Genomic DNA, 19958 nt, shown 5'->3' with positions numbered 1-19958 from the left:
AACTGTGACTGAAGCATAGGAGTTCCCTCCAATCGTTGCCTACTTTAAGTATAACAACAGTTAAAGGGAACATAGCCAATTGATAAACTTAAAATTGCACTGCTAATGACATATGCATCATAAGTTCGTTAGCACTCGACCAGAAGTGCGATAGGCTACATTTTTATACTAGCGAACGATTTGGCGCTAGGTAATTCGGCTTTCACTAGATCAACAAGTCGACTGCGGACCATTTTCGATTTCTGATGAGTTTCAATCCAAACTGACACTTACTTTTCAGCAAGTGTGCTAGTGTCTTTCTTATTATTTATTAAATAATTAATAGATGCCGATATGGTAAAGAGAGTTGTGGACAGCTATCTCGAGCAGTAGACTGGCGCTAGCCAGAGAGTCTGACTTTGAGGGGGGCATTCTACATGAATTTTGGATTCTGCCACCGCAAAGCTGATATTGAATTTGATGGAGATGGATAATGAATGACAGTTGGGCTAATTTCTTTCCTTACTTTGCTGGAGCTTTTAAGCTTATTGTATTAGGGATAGGAGCCTACTTAGCCATTAAATGGCATTTTGACGAAGAGCGAAGGGTAAGAGAAGCGGAAGGTGTGGTGTTTGATAACCCAAGTCTCATGAAAAAGTTTGCGAAGACGCTAACTCTGCCATTCCTTTTGTGTCTTCTCGTTCTTCTTGTTATATATGCTACCAACTGGTTCCTGTATTGACGGCTTTATTGTTTGTTGTAGTAAAGCTGAATGCTGCCGCCTCTGAGAGTCGAGCCGTAGTTGAAGTTAACGCCTATGCCGAAATTGTCCAACCAATCAAAGGGCTTTGGTGCATAAAATAGCCATCCTATAGAAGCTTCGTAGTAATGCGGACTTCCCAGTTCATCGCTTAAATCATGCGAAAGGTCGACTCTTTTAATCCCGGTAAATAAAGCCTGCTCACCGTGATAAATATTGTAGTAACCGGTGATTTCATTAGATAGGTACCAACCTTTAGGGTTGCCTATATTGCCGTTATTTGCGCTTCCCCAGCTGTGCCCAATGAATGAATTCAATGTCGAACTGGCATGCCATTTCCCCCAAATTGTGGGAGACGTGTATTTGGCTTTAATGGATGGTTGAACTATTGCCGCCCATGCTGAAACGTTAACGGCACGGCCGTCTAGGATTCTTCCAATGATGGATGAAAGTTTATTATCGGTAGAGAATGAGTTTTTATAACGCATAAGGTGAGTCGTCGTTCTGGTGCTAAGGGTGACGTTTTCACTTGCTTTGTATAGATACCCATAACCAATCGATGCACCGTATGTCCTTTCCTTGAGAAGATCCTTACTTGTGCCGAATAGTTTGAGATCATTCTCTGTTTGTATCGTAAATGCCTTAAACGACAGCTCATGTAAGTCCTCGCTGCCCTCTATGTCAAAGTTAGTCGTGTAAGGGAGAACATATACGGATTTGCTTCGACGTTCATTGATTGACTCGTCAGTCCCGAACTCTGGGTTGGCGGTATCAAATAATGCATTCGGATCAAAGTCGCCAATACCAAACGCAATTGCGTCAGTGTCGGACAGCAAAACCGCGATAGAAAAACGTTGTTGGAGAAGGTTGCTAATTTCCTTATCTAGTGGATCCGCTTGAGCTGTGTTAGGAAGAGAGAGTAGGAGAGCGAGCGAAACGACTCGCCACTCCACTGAGGCGAAGTTGGGTTGGAACATTTTGGCTCTTTCAAATGGTTCATGCATGGAGTTTTTGGACGTACCGGTACGCTAACATTAGTTTAATCGTTGAATGGTCGGTGTAACTTTGAGAAATCTATGTTTTCTCATATTGATATGAAAAAGTTCCTTAAACGAGTTTAGCTTCAATGTGTATGCTGCACCAGATTTGTTTAGCAACATCATTCTTTTCTGAAGATGTAGCAAGACTTTGTGACTAGGTTGCATTATTTTCTTTAATGCGTCTCTTGAGAGGAAAATAGCAAACTTTTTTATTGCCTTGGCGCTCAAGAAAATCTGAATCGTTCACTGTGCTACTGGTTAACTTCGAAAACTTGTAAGCATCCTGTCTGCCAACATCACGACTAACATCATCAAGGAGTACCCTTAAATACGTCAGATAAACAATGGTTTTTTTGAGCTTTAGAAGAAATTTTCGGACCTTTGCATATTCCGCGGTGGTGCTCAATCCAAGAACTGTGTTTTGTATGTGTTCTCAGTAAATCATTGAGTCGATCTATTCTTCAAAATGTGGTCCCTTTTAATTCACTTTCTGTTACATATTTTTCGTTTTGAAAGAGCATTTTAATTTGCATCTTTTGAAAAGATCTCTTTGTTAAATTTTGTATAAAATCAACTAATTGTTGAAATTAGAACCCTTGTCAAAAAGTCATTAGATTTCATGTTGAATAGCCTCTTTTACCTAATAGTATACTCTATTTGTTTGATATAATTTCCGGCAGTTTGTATACCATAAATAAAGAGAGTCTATTCATGTTCCAGAACTTAACGATCAAGCAGAAGATAGTGATTCCGCTGTCATTGATTATTGGATTGTTTATTGTGAGCTCTGTATTAAACGTTATGACAAGTTGGAAGCAATCTGAATTGAGTGAGACACTCAACGAACAGATCGTGCCGAACTTATTAACGATTGAGGATGCTTACCGCGATCTTTACCAAGCTACATCTGCAATCCAAGGTGTTGCTCTTTCTGATACTCAAACCGATATTGATCACCACATCGGTGAATACAAAGACAACGCATACAAAGCGCTGCCGCGTATGGAACAAATGATTGAGCTATCGCAAGCCGGTGTGACGCCTTCTACACATGGTAATGAAGTTCGAACGCTTGTCTCTTTGGGTGAAAAATGGTTAGCAAGTTATGAGGCGATGCTACGTTTACCTCAATCTCAATGGCGTGGTTACTACAATGAGCACAAACATACCTTTGAAGACCAATTTATCGAGGTTAGAGCGCAGCTTAACGTTGTAAAAGATGCAATAGAAGAAAAGCAAAGCCAATTGAAGGACGAAATATCAGCGGCTGCAACAAGAGCAGAACTCATTCTTGAAGCGGGCATTGTGATTGTTATTCTGGCCGCTATTGCGATGGCGTTTTTGTTGTTGCAAACGGTTGTGAAGCCTATCAATGATATTAAAAATGCGATGACAGAAATTGCGTCCGGTGAAGGTGATCTAAGTCAGCGAATCGATGTAAAAACACAAGACGAAATTGGCAATTTAGCAGACGCATTTAACCAGTTTGTGTCCAAAATTCAAATGACAGTCGCTCAGGTAATTGAAAGCTCAAATACCTTACGTAACGAAATGGCAAATCTTAGCTCGTTGACCACGACCATCGCGAACTCGACCGTTTCTCAGCAAAAAGATAGCGAGGCGGTAGCGGCGGCAGTGCATGAAATGCAAGTCACCAGCAGAAATGTAAGCGATAGCGCTAACGAAGCTGCGGTTGCGAGCCAAACAGCGAATGATGAACTTACCAATACCAATGTTATTTTGGATCAAACGGTTAGCTCAATTCGTAGCCTCGCAAGTGAAATCGAAAGCGCAAGCCACGTCATTAACACATTGGATCATGATGTGAGTAACATTGCGTCCGTACTGGATGTAATTCGTGGTATTGCCGAGCAAACAAACTTATTAGCGCTTAACGCAGCCATTGAAGCGGCTCGCGCTGGAGAGCAAGGGCGAGGCTTTGCTGTGGTAGCGGACGAGGTTCGTTCTTTAGCCAGTCGTACGCAACAGAGTACGGGAGAAATCCAAACCATGATTGAAAAGCTACAATCTGGTGCAGGACAAGCTGTAGAAGTGATGCGCGGTAGCCAAAATAGCAGTGATGAAACGATCAAGTCCGCTGGCCGAGCGAGTGAATCCCTTTCTGAAATCTTGAACGCGATTTCACGTATGAACGAGATGAATACACACATTGCAACGGCTGCGAGCCAGCAAAGTACAGTAAGTGACGAAGTAAATAGCAACGTACAAGGCATTGCAGACAGTAGCACTTCAATTGTGGAAATCGTAAACCAAGCGCAAGCTTCTTTAGCCATGTTGTCAGAGCAAACTCAACGTTTAGATCATCAGGTCAGTCAGTTCAAAGTATAAGCTTGAGAACAGCAATCTCACTGACGAAATAACCCGCTTCTTAGCGGGTTATTTTTTAGATAAGTGGCGAACCTGACTTGTGAAATTTCGACTATATTTACATTCCTTTCTCACTTTAGTTCGTATACCAGAGTGGGCAAATAACCCTAGACAGCGGTAACAAACTCTGTACAGCGTGATGATGTTTTTATCATCACTTTTGCTGCTTTTTAACCATTGCAATTGCACACAGGAAAATGTGATTTCCAACCCAAAATCTTCAAATTTGAGAACTTCATAACACCTTTACCATAAACGTTTTTCGTAAGCGTATAGAACTGTAAATTTTGTTGTATGTACAACACTGGGTATTTATCATCCTAATTAATTTGTTCTGGATATACATCCGTTAGTCATTATTAAGTCATTCTAGAAGCTTTTAATAAGGAATCTTGAAGGCTTGTCGGTAGATAAGAGAGAAAAATTCATGAGACGTAAAACCACGCTATCTCTGCTGATTGCGTCGAGCCTTTTTGTGGTTGGATGTCAACCTAGCGAAGAAGGATCGAGCCAAGGTGGTGGTCCTGCGCCCGCAACCGAAGTAGAAGTGTTAACAGTGCAGCCAACGCGCCAAGCATTGACAGTAGAGTTGCCGGGGCGTAGCCGAGCATTCAAAGAAGCAGAAGTTCGTCCGCAAGTTACTGGCATTATTTCGGAACGAAATTTTGTTGAAGGTGGATTTGTTGAACAAGGACAGTCGCTATATCAAATTGATGATTCGTCATTTCAGGCGGATTTGCTGAGCGCTGAAGCGGAATTAATCCGTGCGCAAGCTGCGGCAGAGTCGACCTATGCCACGGTGAAGCGTTACAGAACCTTGATCACCAAAAAATCCATCAGCCAACAAGACTTGGATGAAGCAGAAGCGGCATACAAAGAAGCGAAAGCGCAGGTCCTAGTCGCAAAAGCCAAGATCAACACAGCAAAAATCAACTTAGATTATACGCAAGTCAAAGCTCCGATTAGCGGGGTGATCGGTAAATCGAGTGTGACAGCGGGTGCGTTGGTTACGGCTAACCAAGCTGCCAAATTAGCGACCATTCAGCAGCTTGACCCTATCAATGTTGATATTGTGCAATCATCCGCGCAACTGCTGCGTTTGAAAGCATCACTCTCCCAAGGCCATATGCAAGAAGATGACTCTGCGCAAGTTACATTGATGCTTGAAGATGGCAGCACTTACGAACACAAAGGCACAATGAAATTTACTGAGGTCAATGTGAACGAAAGTACGGGCAGCGTGACGCTTCGTGCCGAATTCCCAAACCCTGACGGTTTGTTGCTACCTGGAATGTTTGTTCGTGCGACGGTCATTACTGGTGTCGACCCTGATGCGATTCTAATACCACAAAATACGGTATCTCGTGATGCGACAGGTAAAGCGACAGTGATGACGGTTAATGGCGAGAACAAAGTGGAAGCGAAACCAGTGAAGACTGCTGAAGCGAACAATAGCCAATGGCGCATTATTGATGGTTTGAACGCGGGTGATAAAGTCATTACCGCCGGTTTACAAAAGGTAGGGCCAGGCAGTTCGGTAACTATCCAAAACGGTGAACAGGAGTAATCATGACACGATTTTTTATCGATCGTCCGGTATTTGCTTGGGTTCTCGCGATTCTAACGATGTTGGCGGGGGTAATGTCATTATTCAATTTACCCGTCTCGCAATACCCAACGATTTCACCGACGACGATCACCATCAGTGCTCGCTATCCAGGTGCATCAGCAAAAACCGTTGAAGACTCGGTAACGCAAGTTATCGAGCAAAACATGACGGGATTAGATTACCTTCGCTACCTATCATCGAGCAGTGATGCATTTGGTAATGCGACAATTACCCTGACGTTTGATAGCGAAGCTGATCCTGATATCGCGCAAGTACAGGTGCAGAACAAACTGCAATTGGCATTGACTTCATTGCCGATGGAGGTACAAAACCAAGGTATTGTCGTCAATAAATCCAATACGGCATTTCTCATGGTTGTCGCAGTTTATTCTGAAGATCCTGGCTTTACAGAAAACGATATCGGCGACTTTGTTGTAACGAATATTCAAGACCCGATAAGTCGTGTAACTGGCGTAGGACAAGTGCAGGCGTTTGGTGCGCAGTATGCGATGCGAGTTTGGCTGGATCCATTTAAGCTTACGCAGTTCAACTTGACCGCAATCGATGTAGCGAACGCGATCAGTGAACAGAACGCGCAAGTTTCTTCAGGTCAACTTGGTGCGGCACCTGCGCAGGAAGGTCAGTTGTTGAATGCTACGATTTCTTCTGCAAGTCGTTTGAGCAGTGTAGAAGAGTTCCAAGACATCATTCTTAAGTCCGACGCCAGTGGTTCGAATGTTTATTTGAAAGATGTAGCTCGCGTTGAGCGTGGTGCAGAAAGTTATGATATTCGAGGCCAATATAATGGCTTCCCAGCGTCGGGGTTAGGTATTTCATTAGGTACTGGCGCAAACGCGCTTGAGACAGCCAATGCGGTAAAAGAGCGCTTAGAACAACTGAGTGCAACGTTCCCAGAAGGGTTGCAGATTGCGTACCCATTTGAAACAACGCCATTCGTCAAAGCCTCGATTCAAGAAGTGGTTAAAACGCTATTAGAAGCTATTCTTCTTGTGTTCTTAATCATGTACCTGTTCTTGCAGAACTTCCGTGCGACGATCATTCCAACGATCGCAGTGCCTGTCGTATTGCTCGGAACCTTCGCTATTTTGTACGCGACTGGATTTAGCGTAAACACGTTAACCATGTTCGCGATGGTTCTGGCTATCGGTTTGCTGGTGGATGATGCCATCGTTGTGGTGGAAAACGTCGAGCGTGTGATGCATGAAGATGGGTTGGAGCCCAAAGAAGCGACCAAAAAATCGATGGGGCAGATCACTGGTGCCCTGATTGGTGTGGGGTTGACGCTTTCAGCGGTATTCGTCCCTATGGCGTTTATGTCTGGTTCTACCGGGGTTATTTACCGTCAGTTTTCAATAACTATTGTGGCGGCTATGACGCTTTCCGTTTTGGTTGCGATAATTCTGACTCCAGCATTATGTGCAACATTACTGAAAAAAGGCGATGCTGAGCTTCTAGAAAAGAAAGGCTTCTTTGGCTGGTTTAACCGCAAGTTTGATGCGATGACAGCTGGCTATGAAACCGGTGTTGCTAAACTTTTAAAACGCACAGGTCGCATGTTGGTTGTATTTTTGGCAATGAGTGCAGGTGCTGGCTGGTTATTTATGAACCTTCCAACGTCATTTTTGCCAGATGAAGACCAAGGCACAGTATTCTCAATGGCTATTTTGCCGCCTAACTCAACACAAGAGCAGACGGAAAAAACACTTGAGAAAATGCGTGACTTTTATCTAGTAGACGAAAAAGACAATGTAAAATCTGTCTTCTCCGTTGCTGGATTTAGTTTCGCAGGCCAAGGCCAAAATATGGGTATGGCATTTATCGGCCTGAAAGATTGGTCTGAGCGTGAAGCGCCAGGCGCCGATGCCGCTTCCATTACGGGCCGAGCGATGGGGTACTTCTCTACTATTAAAGAAGCTTTGGTGTTTGCGTTCGCCCCTCCAGCGATTCAAGAGCTAGGTAACTCGACAGGTTTCGATTTCTATCTCCAAGACTCGTTGAATAAAGGGCACGATGCATTAGTTGCGGCTCAAGGGCAACTTCTGGGCATGGCAGCACAAAACCCGAAACTTGTTGGTGTTCGTCCAAACGGTCAGGCAGATGCGCCAATGTACAAAGTGAACATTGACCACGTCAAACTTCGTGCTTTGGATGTCAGTATCAATGACGTAAACCAAATCCTGTCAGCTGCATGGGGCGGGGCTTACATTAACGATTATATTGACCGCGGTCGTGTGAAGAAAGTGATGGTACAAAGTGATGCGGAATACCGCATGCAGCCAAAAGACTTCGATTCATGGTACGTACGCAACGCTAAAGGAGAGATGGTGCCTTTCTCTGCTTTTGCGAGTGGCGAGTGGACCTATGGTTCTCCTCTTTTGCAGCGCTTTGATGGTTTGCCAGCAATGAATATTCAAGGCGATGCAGCTCCTGGTGTAAGTACTGGTGAAGCCATGGAAGAAATTGAAGCAATGGTAGAAAAGCTACCGGAAGGCTTCACGGTGAACTGGAATGGTATTTCGTATGAAGAGCGCCTTTCCGGAAACCAAGCGCCGATGCTATATGCGCTATCTATCCTCGTCGTATTCTTAGTTCTTGCCGCTTTGTATGAAAGTTGGTCAGTACCTTTCGCCGTGGTGTTAGTTGTTCCTCTTGGTGTGCTTGGTGCTGTGCTTGCGGTAATGACGCGCAGTATGGATAACGATGTGTTCTTCCAGGTGAGCTTATTAACGACGGTCGGCTTGGCAACCAAAAACGCCATTCTGATTGTTGAGTTTGCAAAGGACTACTATGAGAAAGGCGCTGGGCTTATCGAAGCAACCTTACATGCTGTTCGCGTTCGTCTGCGCCCAATTATCATGACATCGCTTGCTTTTGGTTTGGGTGTGGTACCACTTGCTATCAGTTCAGGTGTGGGATCGGCAGGTCAAAACGCAGTGGGTACCGGCGTACTTGGTGGCATGATCAGTGCCACGATATTGGGTATATTCTTCGTCCCAATCTTCTTTGTAGTGGTTGAGCGATTGTTTGATCGACGTGCGAGAAAAGAGTCGGAGGCAGAGTTGTCTGAGACCAGCACTAAACCCACTCAGCAAAGCGAGTAGGACTTGGTTGTGTTAACTGAGTTATACTAGTGATAATAAACACAATAAAAGGGCGCTTCGGCGCTCTTTATTTTATGTTTTCACTTGGTGGTTACCGTCTATGACGCGAGCCTGAAAGACGGCGTGTTGTGTGCAGTATCAGCACAGCCTTTTCGACCGAATGAAAGCCTAAAGAAGAAAAACGACGATGAAAGATCAGAAAATTTCTCCAATTTCCGTTTTGGATCAAAGCCCTATGTTTGTCTGCGGTGTGATGCAGCGCATGTACCGCAATCGTGCCCAAGCCGAGCTCTCTCGGCAAAATTTGATGACACTAGAAATGGCAAGTGCACTGGCCGCTTTAGAAGAATTTCAACCTATGAGCCAGCAAGCGTTGGCTGATGCGGTTCGAACTGAGCGAAGTGTAGCAAAGCGGATGGTGGACAATCTGGAAAAGAGAGGGTTTGTTCAAGTTTCTAAAAGTAAATCGAATCAGCGCCTTAAAATGCTAAGCATGACAAAAGAGGGAGCAAATGCTTTAAAGCAAGTTCATCAAATCATGACGAATTTACAGAAAGAGTTTTTTTCTTGTTTGTCGGAATCTGAAGCGAGTGAATTTTTTCGTCTGGTAAGAAAGCTCACTTTTGCGAATCACGACCAGTAACTGACATCAATGCCGTTTAGCGTCTTTATTTTATCGCGGACCAATTATATTAAGTTGTAGAACTTAAGAAATAGGATGCCCAACGTACAGGTCACGGTAGAAAGCACCGTAGTGAGTGCGATGATATTTGCAGCTAACGTGGCATTGCCTCCCATGGAACGCGCCATGACATAGCTGGCAGCAGCGACTGGAGAGGCGTTCATAAAGAAAAGAATACCTAGCTCAATTCCTCGAAATCCTACTAAGTAAGCTCCCATGGTGATGATGACTGGCGCTACGATGAGCTTGTAACTGCTCGCAAACCAAGATGGACCTTTCTCTTTTCTCATCAAGCTAAAGTCAAGTGAGCCACCCGTACACAACAGCGCCAAAGGCAATGTCATTTTGGACAAGTAGTCTCCTGCGTCAATAACCACATTCGGTACTGGAATAGCGAGTAAATAAAAAGCCATTCCTAGAACAATGGAGATTATGAGCGGATTCCTAGTCAGTGTTCGGCCCATCATCTTTGCTGCTTGCGAGGCAGACGTTGCCCCCTTGGGCGATAAGCAAATTACCGCTTGGACGTTATAAATAAATGTGGTGACCGCGACATAGAGCGCTGCTAGCGCCACACCTTGAGAACCATACGCATTGGCAACGTAAGCGATACCAATAATACCTGTATTTGCTCGGAACCCACCTTGGATAAGAACGCCTTGGTCAGGCGATGCTTTGAACAGAAGTTTGACGGAAAGGTAGGTGAAAATGAAAAACGAAATACTAGCGATGACGCCGAAATTGACGAATCCACTTGCCGCGGAAAAGTCGTGTTCTGAAGCCACAATGCTGACAAATAACATTGCAGGCAAGGTAACTTGAAACACCAGTTTAGAGCCTACTTCGATAAAATTATCGTTGATTAGACCAAAGCGCTTAAAAAGAACGCCAAGTACCAACATCAAACAGATAGGTCCGGTTATCGACAAAGAGAATTGCAACTGATGTAAAACAGCTTCCATGTAAGTATCCGCAGCAAAAGAAAAAAGTGTTCCTGTTGCCTATTAAGCCACAAACCCGGAGGGTAGGACAGTAACGTGATGAAATTTTCTTCTGTTGTAGGTTCCGGAGTCATTTACACTCCAAGTTATGGACGAGGTCCCAATTTAACAAAGCGGTACTGGTCCTACGTGAGATATGTTGGTTAACTCGTTGTCGTGATGCATCCACATGCGTATTAGATGTGAGGGCTGGTCATCGTAGTTATGGATAGGAGTTCATCAATGAAAAGGAAACACAACAAAACTGTACTGTGTGCGTTTGTCTCTGGTTCGGTATTTGGTGCGGTTTTGGTCATTGCGATGTCTTTACCAATGTAATCCTCTTAATTGGCTGTTGGAACACTCACTCTAATTCAGTACAAAACAGATTGAGTTCTGCGGTATGTGCTGTTAGTTTAAAAAACATGAAAATACACGTTCGCCCTTCATTAACAACCTTCTCTTGGTGGCGCTCTAAATAGAGCGGCGCGGAATACTTACATTCTTAAGCTGCTGGATGGTAGCTAAGAGTGTTTGATCTTTTTATCTCCAGTAGCGATCTATTAAATACTTGGAGACAAATATGAATACCCATAAAAATACATCTCAGCGTGAAATTATACTTACCGGAGATCGAGCAACAGGTCCATTACACCTCGGGCACTATATTGGTTCATTGCAACAACGAGTCAAATTGCAAACGGAGCACGAGCAAACGATCTTGGTCGCGGACATGCAAGGGTTGACGGATAACGCGCATAATCCATCAAAGGTATCCTCTAATATTCTCAATGTCGTTGCAGATTATTTGGCTGTTGGTATCAACCCCGCTCAAACTACGATCACGTTGCAGTCCCAAATTCCAGCGTTAGCCGAGTTGACAATGTATTACAGTAATCTTGTTTCTATCGCACGATTAGAGCGAAACCCCACGGTTAAAAATGAGATTCAATGTAAAGGCTTTGAACGCTCTATTCCCGCAGGCTTTTTAACGTATCCAATTTCTCAAGCTGCTGATATTACGGGGTTTCATGCGACGCTAGTACCAGTGGGTGATGACCAGCTGCCGATGTTGGAGCAAACTAATGAAATCGTGAGAAAAATAAACCATCTGGGTGGAAAAGAGGTTCTTAGAGAATGCCGTCCATTACTCAGCGATGCACCTCGTTTGCCGAGTACTGACGGTAAAAATAAGATGTCTAAAAGCATGGGGAACGCAATCAACTTAGGGGCCTCCGAAAAGGAGATTTCTTTGGCAGTGAAATCTATGTATACCGATCCCAATCATCTGAAAATTGAGGACCCTGGCCAAGTCGAAGGGAATATTGTATTCATCTACCTCGATGCTTTTCATCCTGATAAAAATTATGTCGAACAGCTAAAAGACCATTATCGACGAGGTGGATTAGGTGATGGTTTGACCAAGAAAGTGTTAGAAGAATGCTTACAAGAGATGCTTCGCCCTATTCGAGAAAAGCGCGCTATGTATTTGAATGATAAAGCGCAGCTGATTGATATTTTAAAACAAGGTAGTGAGCGTTCTCGCGAGAAAACCGAAAAAGTGCTATTTGATGTGAAAGATGTATTTGGTTTAAATTTGTTCTGAATTAAAAGTAGAGAGTTGAACATAAGGCACGACGGCTGGTTAGCAACGTGCCTTTTTAAGTTCCCAGTCAGTCAAAGCGCATTGTTAAGAAGAAAAAAATTCACGACGAAAATCCGCGACTTCTTGTTGGTAATAGCTTTGCCATTCCGGTTCTGACAAATTTGAATGGCTAGAAGCTCTTTGCGTTCTTAGCTTGGACTCAAGTTGTTGTAATGCTTGTTGGTAATCTTTGACTTGTTTTTTTTGTTCTGTAATTTGCTGCTGACGAGCATGAATGTTTTTAGTTTCTTCTTTCGTTAAGTAAGTTCGTTCTAGCTCTGCGATGAGCGCCAAGCGATCTGGTAGGCTTATACTATTAGGAATCAGGGTGACCGCACGCTCATATTTTTCCTGGTCGCTTGTTAGCCCGATAGCACCTGCATGTTCTTGCCAGTCAATGGTGAGTTGCTCGAAAGCTCGCAAAAAGTTATCTGGGCTTTGAGTGTCCAGCTTTTGGGCTTCTAAGTTGAAATCGTACAGCGCGAACTCATCCGCGAAAACAATATCAGCCAATTCTCCCCAGATGCTTCTTGCTTCGTTCTTCAGCTGTGCAATACGCGATGCCAGTGATTGTTGCTCATCAAATAACAAATTTCCTACACTCTCTTGCCATTGGCTGCTGAGCTGAGGGTAGTTCGCCAAAAGCTGGAATCGAGCTAAAGATAAATGCGCCTCAAACAAGGCGATCTGCTCTTCACAACTACGGTTCAACATACACTCATGCCAAAACGTCTCAAGTTCAGCGACAAGTTTCCTGCCTTTGAGTTGAGTTAATCGCTCAGTCGTTATTTGAACTGTGGAAGGGAGCTTAGCTGTTTGTGGTGAAGTATCTGTATCGGGAACGATGCTGCTTGTTTGTGGTGATGTACTGGAGACACTCTGATTTTTTGTCTTAGGGGAAGGAGAGGAAGCGAGCTCTTCTTTTTGAACATCGTGACTGAAAGTTAAAAATATCATGCCCGCCATAATGGCGGACATTATTATCAAAGCGATTTTCTTCATGGCTTGATTGTTGCGCTTACTGGGAAATGGTCAGAAAGGTTATAGTGTTTCCATAAACTCTCTGCGGTTGTGCGCGGCACGTCTACACGGTTGTCATTGAATGATTTCACCCCGTATTCACTACTCACCATAACATAGTCAAGGTATTCCACGTTTTCGCCACCTGATAACGCTTCACCTGCGAAGTTATTGATACGGGGATCAAAGGTTGACTCCGTGTAACCAGAGTACTGAGGCTCTATGGCACTTAAGTTAGCGATCATTTGTTGGTAGTCACCAGGGAACTTTCTTTTGTTTACGTTAAAGTCGCCGCTGTATACCACAGTTTCGCTTGAAGGAATGTCAAGAGATTGGGCGAGTGCGCGGATTTGTTTGAACTGGCGCTGACGATACTCACGGGCGGTGTCTGTATCGAAAGATGCGGTATGGGTAGCAAACACATGGTAAGCCTGACCACCTTTAATTATTTCCGCATAATTTACGCCTTTATCGGCAAAGCAGTCTGTACCAGAGCAATCGGGAAAGACATATTGCGCTTCATTCACGATAGGGTAGCGACTAACTATGATTACGCCACCATCATGAATATTAACGCCTTCTTTATCTAACATCTTTGTTTGGTAAGGATATTCCTTGGCTAACTCACGTAAGAATGCTTCACGGCCGCTGGCAAACACCTCTTGCAGCGCCAAAACATCGTAACCTTTTACATGTTGAGGAATCAGTTCGTAACGATCTCTAATGTGCGATGCAATAGCCGTCAACGCCCAGATGTTATAAGTCATCAACTTAAGGTTTTGTTCTTCGTTGTCGACAGACTCCGCTACCTTGCTTGGCGTGATGGTGTAGTAAAGATCATCATATCGAGCGGTACTGTCTGACTTAAATGCCAGTTCGGTTTCTCTCGTACCAAAAGCGTTAGTGTTGGCACGATGAATGTTACGATCATCTTTGAGAGATAACTCGACATCGGCTGCGGATAAGCCGTATTCAATGGTCGAATTGTACCAATGGCCTTCCATTATTTGATTGAGTGTTATGCTTTCACCTTCGGGGCTAGAAACCACAGTTTCAAAACGGTAAGTTTGATTTGATTTCACGCCCTCCCAGCGGTTGAAGCTTAATATAGATTTAGTTTCCCACGGACCAAGTACCTGCACATGTTGTTGCCATTCTTCCCCGTATTGAAGCAAATCACTGCCTTCATGTTTTACTTGAATAGTTAACGGTTGATCAGAGTTATTCGTTAGGTAAACGTCGGTATCTGCAATGCTGGGTAACGCTATCAAGCTACTTAATAAAAGGCTCCACTGCGAAAATTTCATCTTATTTTTCCATCATTTGAACTAGAGCAATCATTCTTGTTTATAAATGTTACTTGCACGTTAAATATGGATGACATCTAAGCCAGCGCTGAAAATTGTTATCAGAATGTGATCTTTATTCAATGGTGAGAATGGGGATATTGAGTGTGTGGCCGTTAAAGCGGTGGAAAATAGTACCAACAGTCAACGAATTGCATTCACTGCAATCAAGCTGTCATCTTTGCTCTATAAGTTGTGCGGCGTCATTCATCTAGCTATATGGCTAGAACTCAAATTGATAGATGGAGCACCATGGCTAGAGCAGTAAATCCAACCGATGAAACCATCATTAAATTGTTACAAGAGCAAGGTTTGATTAGAAGTGAAGCAGAAGCGCGTTTAAAGAAAGAGGTGTACCGCTTGCAACCTAATGAGATAGCAAAAGTAAAAAATTATGCCCAGCATTTTGGGATAAATGCGAAAGAAAAGCTCATCGATGAGATCTTGGATCTGCGCCGAGAAGCGCTCATGAAAAGATGTAGACACAATACGGAGCATACGAGCCTATCTCTAAAATAGCATATGATAAAACTATCAATTACTGGTCAAGATTTGATCTCTCAAGCCGATGTATATAAGAGCGTTCAATGATATCGAGCGCAAAAAACAGTGTGTTTTAGAGGTTAAGCTTTCACTTAAGTGAGAGGTTTGGAAAGGCTGCGGGGAGAAAGTGCATGCGTATTAAAGACTTAAGTGTCGTAAAGAAAATATCGGTTAGTTATTTAACCGTTTTTGCCGTGTTTGGTTTAGTGTCAGTAATGTTGGTGCAAGGTTTGTTAACACTGAATAAAGACATCTCAGTGTTAACAGATAAAAGTTTACCTTCTGTTGCGATTTTGAAAGGTATCCAAGTTGATATTACTAAAGTGCGTAAAGATGAGTTCTCTTTATTGCCAAACGCAAATCACCCCAAAATTGGTGAGTGGTTAAAAGGCCTCGACCAATGGCGTTCTGATGTGCAGGCTGGTATTGCAGAATACGAAAAGCTCGACCTTAATAAGCGTGAAACGCAGTCCTTTAGCGTTTTTAAAGAAACTTGGAATCAATACATCAAAGAAACGAAGACTTACAACGTATTGCTAAGCCAAGGCGATGCTGAAAGTGCAAATGATGTAATTTTATCAAGTTTCGATACCTACTCAAAAGCGTTGAGCAGCTTGGATGATACCCTCGCGTTGAACGATGAGTTGGTGAATTTGATTGGCGAAGAAGTACAAAGTGAAGCGGCATTTACACAATACAGCGCTGCTGTTGGTGCGCTTGTCGTCGCATTGGTCATGGTAATGTCTGCCATGTTGCTTTCTCGAGTCATCTGCGGGCCTGTTGATCGAGCACTGGAATTCGCTTCCAAAATCGCCAAGGGTCAATTGAATAATCAAATCGACGAAAGCGAATTGAGCAAAGACGAGTTAGGAACGCTGCTCAAAGAGCTTGTCGGTATGCAAACAAACTTACATTCGTTGGTTTCTGAGATTAATGACTCAACGATTCAGCTAACGGCAGCAGTAGAGGAAGTGAGTGCTATTTCTTCTCAGACCGCTTCTGGTATGCAAAATCAACAAATTGAACTTAGCTCGGTGGCTTCTGCGATGACAGAAATGCAAGCTGCTGTAAGTGAAGTGGCACAAAATACCGAAGTTGGCGCAACCTCTGCTTATTCGGCTGCGGAAGTGGCAAAGCAAGGAACGGTGACGTTACAACAAACTATCGCAGTAATTGAGCGTGTATCACATACGATCCAAGAATCAGATGAACTGGCACGTGAGCTTGAATCGAGCTCAAACAATATCAATGTGGTCGTAGATGTGATCCGCGGGATTGCCGAGCAAACAAACTTGTTAGCACTGAACGCCGCAATTGAAGCCGCTCGGGCTGGTGAACAAGGACGTGGGTTTGCTGTTGTGGCAGATGAGGTTCGTTCTCTGGCGCAACGCACTCAAGACTCCACTTCACAAATTGTGGAAATTGTTAATCAACTACAAGAGAGCAGCAGTAAAATAGGGCATTCAAGCCGTGATTGTCAGGAGGGTATTTCTCAGTGTGTTGAGCAAGTTAATGATGCTGATAGCCAGATAAAAGAAATTGAACATTCTGTCGATAACATAGCGCAAATGAGCACACAAATCGCAACGGCGTGCAGTGAGCAGAATTCTGTATCCGAAGAGCTGAATCGCAGCGTGGAGCATATTAACAGTGCTTCAACAGAGATGGCTGAGGGAGCTTCACAAACGGCTGTGGCTTGTCAGCAGATTAGTAGCCTAGCGCACAACTTGAAAACTCGAATGGGTTCATTCCAGCTCTAGTTGTTGTGTTTCAGCTTTATTCCTAACCTCATTGCTACAATAAATAAGCCGGACGAAATGTCCGGCTTATTTATTCTCTGTCTATATAAGTTCAGAGTATGCTCAACCTTGGGAGAATATGCTCGCTAGGCTGGAATACCACTGTGAAACTTAAAATCTGTATCTGGCGTAGAAATTAAATCTGCCTCTATACGTCCAAAGTAGGCGATGCGCTCGCTGATATCTTTGCCTGCGATTTGCTCCGCTAATACAAGATAATCCTGGTAATGGCGTGCTTCTGAACGTAATAAAGAAATGTAGAACTTTGCGATATCGTCATCCATATGTGGTGCTAGTTTGGCAAAACGCTCACAAGATCGGGCTTCGATGTACGCACCAATGATGAGTTTATCGATCAGCGTTTCCGGCTCATGAGTCTTCATATGCGAAATCAGTCCTTTAGCATAACGACTTGCTGGAATATTTTTGTACTCAATTCCACGACTTTCCATGATCTCTAAAACTTGATAAAAGTGGTGTAACTCCTCTTTTATCAAAAGCACCATCTTATCGATCAAATCTTGGCTGTATGGTGAGTCGGACTTAGCCATGATTGACTTAGAAATATTGCTCTTGCCTTTTAAAGTTTCCAATGAGCCTACGTTACGGTAAGCAAAATCTTCGTAGGGCTTAAACCAGTCAAGTAGAGCATGTGAACTGGATTGGTCAACGGCATACTTACGAATTAAAAACATGGCAGATTGGCCAGCTTTTAGTTCGCACAGTAGGTGGTCTAACAAAATGGTTTGAAGGTTCTCTGGTTTCTTTGCTTCCTCTACCCATTCATCAGGTGTACTACATCGCAGAAATTGGTTAATGGGAGCAAGAAGATCTCGATAGGCGTCTAGATTCATCATTTTAGTTTTAGTACTTCACATTTTTATTGGGCATATCCGTTGTCTTGCGGATAGAAAAAAGGCTGCAATTGCAGCCTTTTTTGACCTGAAGGGAATGTTACCACTTTTTCTTCTCGCCGAAGAGAGCTTCCATGTCATTGTCACGCTCTTTGTCAGCAATCTGCTGCATTTCGGCATCGCTTTTATCTTGGCGCTTTTTATCTAAGTCACCTAACATCTCTTCAAGCTTTTGTTTCGCTTGAATAGAATAAGGATCGCTCTTAGTGCTCAAAGCATCGATACCTTTACGCAGCAGTTGAAGCGCGGTGCCTGGTTGGCCACGAGCGATAGAGTCGTTTGCTCTTTTGATGACATTTTCAATGTTGATGCGAATTTGCATCGTTTCCAAGCGCGCATTTTCGGTGACGTAAGTCTGGGTATCCAATCGGCCTTTGTTGTGCTCGTTACGGATAGTGTCGCGAAGTCGTTTAACCAGCTTAAGCATGACGATAGCTTGTTTATCACTACTCGGCATCTTGAAAGTGGTACTCTCGCCAGTAGGGCCATTCTCTTTTAGCTGCGTAATCTGCTGCTTCATATTTTCGATACGTTGAGCAAGTTGCTTGTTCTTCGGGTCCAGCTCATGCATGCTCTCTAGCGCGTCAAGAATGCGATTGTTTAGACACAACAACAGCTCTTTACTAAAAGGGATATGGTGCGCATGACCAATCAACTCTTCAGTACCATCTATCAAGGCTACATATCGCGCTGATTCCTGCCTTTTTGCGGTTTCAACTTTAACCTTATATTGCAACATAATGTTATAGCCTAGGATTAACACCAGTAGGATGGCTACCAAAGCGATTATTAAACCAATATTCATATCTTTGCGTCTGCTTTACTTTTCTGCGGCTAGCGTTAAAGAATACATGAATCTTATCTTACTCGGCACCTTATTTGTTTGATTATTTTGTCTCTCCCACGTTTTAGTTACTGATAGAAGTCACATCATAGAACTTCGGTCATTTATTGGCTCAACTTTGTGCATATTGTTTCTTGCTTGAAGATTATTAGTATGTGATTGAGGTATAAGTTAGAAATTGCTGTTCATTTCGATTTGAACGCGTTATAACTAATTATTATATCGCTCGCTTGAGTGGCCAATAAACTCTCTCATGAATAAGTAAGGGATTACGATGAAACTGCAGCAGCTGAAGTATATTGTTGAGGTTGTAAACCATAATCTGAATGTATCTGCAACGGCGGAAAGCTTATATACCTCTCAGCCAGGTATCAGTAAACAGGTTCGGTTGCTGGAAGACGAGTTAGGCATTCAGATTTTTGAACGTAGCGGTAAGCACTTAACGCAAGTGACGCCAGCTGGAGAAGAAATTGTACGTATCTCTCAAGAAATTCTCGCTCGTGTAGAAAGTATCAAAGCGGTGGCTGGAGAGCACACCCATCCAGAAATGGGGACGCTGAATATCACCACGACACATACGCAGGCTCGTTATGCACTGCCAGATGTCATCAAAGGTTTTACTTCTCGTTATCCAAAAGTGTCGTTACACATGCACCAAGGTACACCGTCACAAATGTCTGAGGCGATAGCTAAAGGCACAGCGAATTTTGCGATTGCGACAGAAGCGCTTCACTTATATCAAGATGCCATCATGCTGCCTTGTTATCACTGGAATCGTTCAATAGTTGTGCCTAAAGAGCACCCACTAGCGAAGAAAGACAAAGTAACGATCAGTGATCTTGCCGCTTACCCATTAGTCACTTACGTGTTCGGTTTTACTGGCCGTTCAGAGCTGGATACAGCATTCAACCGCGAAGGTTTAACCCCGCGAGTGGTGTTCACTGCAACTGATGCAGACGTCATTAAAACTTACGTTCGTATGGGTATTGGTGTGGGTGTGATCGCAAGCATGGCTGTGGATGAAGAGCAGGACGGTGACTTGGTTGCAATAGATGCGAGCCATTTGTTTGGCGCGAGCACCACGAGCATCGGCTTCCGCCGTGGTACATTCTTACGCTCTTACATGTTCGATTTTATGGAGCGTTTTGCACCGCACTTAACGCGTCCAGTGGTTGAGCAGGCGATTTCGTTGAAGTCTAATGCAGAAATCGAAGAGATGTTTAAAGACATCGAGCTTCCGGTGAGATAACACTTCATTGATGTTTCGATTCCCTCTACAATGCGCTC

At 43.6% G+C, this 19958-nt stretch carries 15 protein-coding genes; 9 read left to right on the top strand and 6 right to left on the bottom strand.

Annotation, left to right across the window (positions count from 1 at the left end; genetic code table 11):
• The first annotated feature begins 472 nt into the window (after positions 1–472).
• Positions 473–721: a hypothetical protein gene (locus R8O11_RS14410; RefSeq protein WP_005378271.1), complete on the top strand. Its 249-nt coding sequence runs from the start codon at positions 473–475 to the stop codon at positions 719–721.
• Between the two features lie 5 nt (positions 722–726).
• Here the strand turns inward: R8O11_RS14410 and R8O11_RS14405 are convergent, their stop codons facing one another.
• On the bottom strand, positions 727–1716 hold the full coding sequence (locus R8O11_RS14405; protein ID WP_017820055.1) for a Solitary outer membrane autotransporter beta-barrel domain: 990 nt from the start codon (positions 1714–1716) through the stop codon (positions 727–729).
• 774 nt (positions 1717–2490) lie between these two features.
• On the opposite strand from R8O11_RS14405, the gene R8O11_RS14400 reads away from it, so the two are divergent.
• The 4 genes from R8O11_RS14400 to R8O11_RS14385 all read left to right on the top strand — a co-directional run bounded on the left by R8O11_RS14400 (position 2491) and on the right by R8O11_RS14385 (position 9541).
• A complete protein-coding gene (locus tag R8O11_RS14400; protein ID WP_186584348.1) occupies positions 2491–4128 on the top strand; it encodes a methyl-accepting chemotaxis protein in 1638 nt (545 codons plus the stop codon).
• Between the two features lie 466 nt (positions 4129–4594).
• Positions 4595–5734 (top strand): efflux RND transporter periplasmic adaptor subunit, encoded by a 1140-nt coding sequence (locus R8O11_RS14395; protein ID WP_318194242.1) that lies wholly within the window; start codon positions 4595–4597, stop codon positions 5732–5734.
• 2 nt (positions 5735–5736) lie between these two features.
• Positions 5737–8898: an efflux RND transporter permease subunit gene (locus tag R8O11_RS14390; RefSeq protein ID WP_318194241.1), complete on the top strand. Its 3162-nt coding sequence runs from the start codon at positions 5737–5739 to the stop codon at positions 8896–8898.
• A gap of 187 nt (positions 8899–9085) precedes the next feature.
• A complete protein-coding gene (locus tag R8O11_RS14385) occupies positions 9086–9541 on the top strand; it encodes a MarR family winged helix-turn-helix transcriptional regulator (protein WP_017635039.1) in 456 nt (151 codons plus the stop codon).
• A 44-nt stretch (positions 9542–9585) separates the two neighbouring features.
• Here R8O11_RS14385 and R8O11_RS14380 read toward each other — a convergent pair whose 3' ends face one another.
• A complete protein-coding gene (locus R8O11_RS14380; protein ID WP_005388415.1) occupies positions 9586–10542 on the bottom strand; it encodes an AEC family transporter in 957 nt (318 codons plus the stop codon).
• A 601-nt stretch (positions 10543–11143) separates the two neighbouring features.
• Here R8O11_RS14380 and trpS point away from each other — a divergent pair.
• Positions 11144–12166 carry a tryptophan--tRNA ligase gene (trpS, locus tag R8O11_RS14375; RefSeq protein ID WP_318194240.1) on the top strand — a complete coding sequence of 341 codons (1023 nt, stop codon included), beginning with the start codon at positions 11144–11146 and terminating at the stop codon, positions 12164–12166.
• 84 nt (positions 12167–12250) lie between these two features.
• On the opposite strand, the gene R8O11_RS14370 is transcribed toward trpS, so the two are convergent.
• Together R8O11_RS14370 and R8O11_RS14365 are read right to left on the bottom strand one after the other, a co-directional pair.
• A complete protein-coding gene (locus R8O11_RS14370; RefSeq protein ID WP_225495539.1) occupies positions 12251–13207 on the bottom strand; it encodes an ATP-dependent dsDNA exonuclease in 957 nt (318 codons plus the stop codon).
• Positions 13204–14532, bottom strand: a complete 1329-nt coding sequence (locus R8O11_RS14365; RefSeq protein ID WP_213866925.1) for a sphingomyelin phosphodiesterase — start codon at positions 14530–14532, stop codon at positions 13204–13206. The genes R8O11_RS14370 and R8O11_RS14365 overlap by 4 nt, the downstream gene beginning before the upstream one ends.
• Before the next feature lie 291 nt (positions 14533–14823).
• Between R8O11_RS14365 and R8O11_RS14360 the strand changes: the two genes are divergently transcribed.
• Both R8O11_RS14360 and R8O11_RS14355 read left to right on the top strand, forming a co-directional pair.
• Entirely contained in the window at positions 14824–15090 is a 267-nt protein-coding gene (locus tag R8O11_RS14360; protein WP_005388970.1) for a hypothetical protein, read from the top strand.
• 155 nt (positions 15091–15245) lie between these two features.
• Entirely contained in the window at positions 15246–16874 is a 1629-nt protein-coding gene (locus tag R8O11_RS14355; RefSeq protein WP_017634953.1) for a methyl-accepting chemotaxis protein, read from the top strand.
• A gap of 125 nt (positions 16875–16999) precedes the next feature.
• Here the strand turns inward: R8O11_RS14355 and miaE are convergent, their stop codons facing one another.
• Positions 17000–17770, bottom strand: a complete 771-nt coding sequence (miaE, locus tag R8O11_RS14350) for a tRNA isopentenyl-2-thiomethyl-A-37 hydroxylase MiaE (RefSeq protein ID WP_318194239.1) — start codon at positions 17768–17770, stop codon at positions 17000–17002.
• Positions 17771–17867: 97 nt separating this feature from the next.
• On the bottom strand, positions 17868–18632 hold the full coding sequence (locus R8O11_RS14345; protein WP_005378247.1) for a hypothetical protein: 765 nt from the start codon (positions 18630–18632) through the stop codon (positions 17868–17870).
• Positions 18633–18945: 313 nt separating this feature from the next.
• Between R8O11_RS14345 and cysB the strand changes: the two genes are divergently transcribed.
• Positions 18946–19920 (top strand): HTH-type transcriptional regulator CysB, encoded by a 975-nt coding sequence (cysB, locus tag R8O11_RS14340; protein WP_025766894.1) that lies wholly within the window; start codon positions 18946–18948, stop codon positions 19918–19920.
• The last annotated feature ends 38 nt before the right edge of the window (positions 19921–19958 follow it).

Source organism: Vibrio sp. 1288 (genome assembly GCF_033344475.1).
This window is presented reverse-complemented; position numbering and strand designations above follow the sequence as displayed.

What these genes read in the sequence shown, in the direction of transcription:
- R8O11_RS14380 (WP_005388415.1), bottom strand. Translation starts at nt 10,542, where the DNA reads ATGGAAGCTGTTTTACATCAGTTGCAATTCTCTTTGTCGATAACCGGA.
- R8O11_RS14345 (WP_005378247.1), bottom strand. Translation starts at nt 18,632, where the DNA reads ATGAATATTGGTTTAATAATCGCTTTGGTAGCCATCCTACTGGTGTTA.
- R8O11_RS14385 (WP_017635039.1), top strand. Translation starts at nt 9,086, where the DNA reads ATGAAAGATCAGAAAATTTCTCCAATTTCCGTTTTGGATCAAAGCCCT.
- cysB (WP_025766894.1), top strand. Translation starts at nt 18,946, where the DNA reads ATGAAACTGCAGCAGCTGAAGTATATTGTTGAGGTTGTAAACCATAAT.
- R8O11_RS14400 (WP_186584348.1), top strand. Translation starts at nt 2,491, where the DNA reads ATGTTCCAGAACTTAACGATCAAGCAGAAGATAGTGATTCCGCTGTCA.
- R8O11_RS14395 (WP_318194242.1), top strand. Translation starts at nt 4,595, where the DNA reads ATGAGACGTAAAACCACGCTATCTCTGCTGATTGCGTCGAGCCTTTTT.
- trpS (WP_318194240.1), top strand. Translation starts at nt 11,144, where the DNA reads ATGAATACCCATAAAAATACATCTCAGCGTGAAATTATACTTACCGGA.
- R8O11_RS14410 (WP_005378271.1), top strand. Translation starts at nt 473, where the DNA reads ATGAATGACAGTTGGGCTAATTTCTTTCCTTACTTTGCTGGAGCTTTT.
- R8O11_RS14360 (WP_005388970.1), top strand. Translation starts at nt 14,824, where the DNA reads ATGGCTAGAGCAGTAAATCCAACCGATGAAACCATCATTAAATTGTTA.
- R8O11_RS14390 (WP_318194241.1), top strand. Translation starts at nt 5,737, where the DNA reads ATGACACGATTTTTTATCGATCGTCCGGTATTTGCTTGGGTTCTCGCG.
- miaE (WP_318194239.1), bottom strand. Translation starts at nt 17,770, where the DNA reads ATGATGAATCTAGACGCCTATCGAGATCTTCTTGCTCCCATTAACCAA.
- R8O11_RS14405 (WP_017820055.1), bottom strand. Translation starts at nt 1,716, where the DNA reads ATGTTCCAACCCAACTTCGCCTCAGTGGAGTGGCGAGTCGTTTCGCTC.
- R8O11_RS14355 (WP_017634953.1), top strand. Translation starts at nt 15,246, where the DNA reads ATGCGTATTAAAGACTTAAGTGTCGTAAAGAAAATATCGGTTAGTTAT.
- R8O11_RS14370 (WP_225495539.1), bottom strand. Translation starts at nt 13,207, where the DNA reads ATGAAGAAAATCGCTTTGATAATAATGTCCGCCATTATGGCGGGCATG.
- R8O11_RS14365 (WP_213866925.1), bottom strand. Translation starts at nt 14,532, where the DNA reads ATGAAATTTTCGCAGTGGAGCCTTTTATTAAGTAGCTTGATAGCGTTA.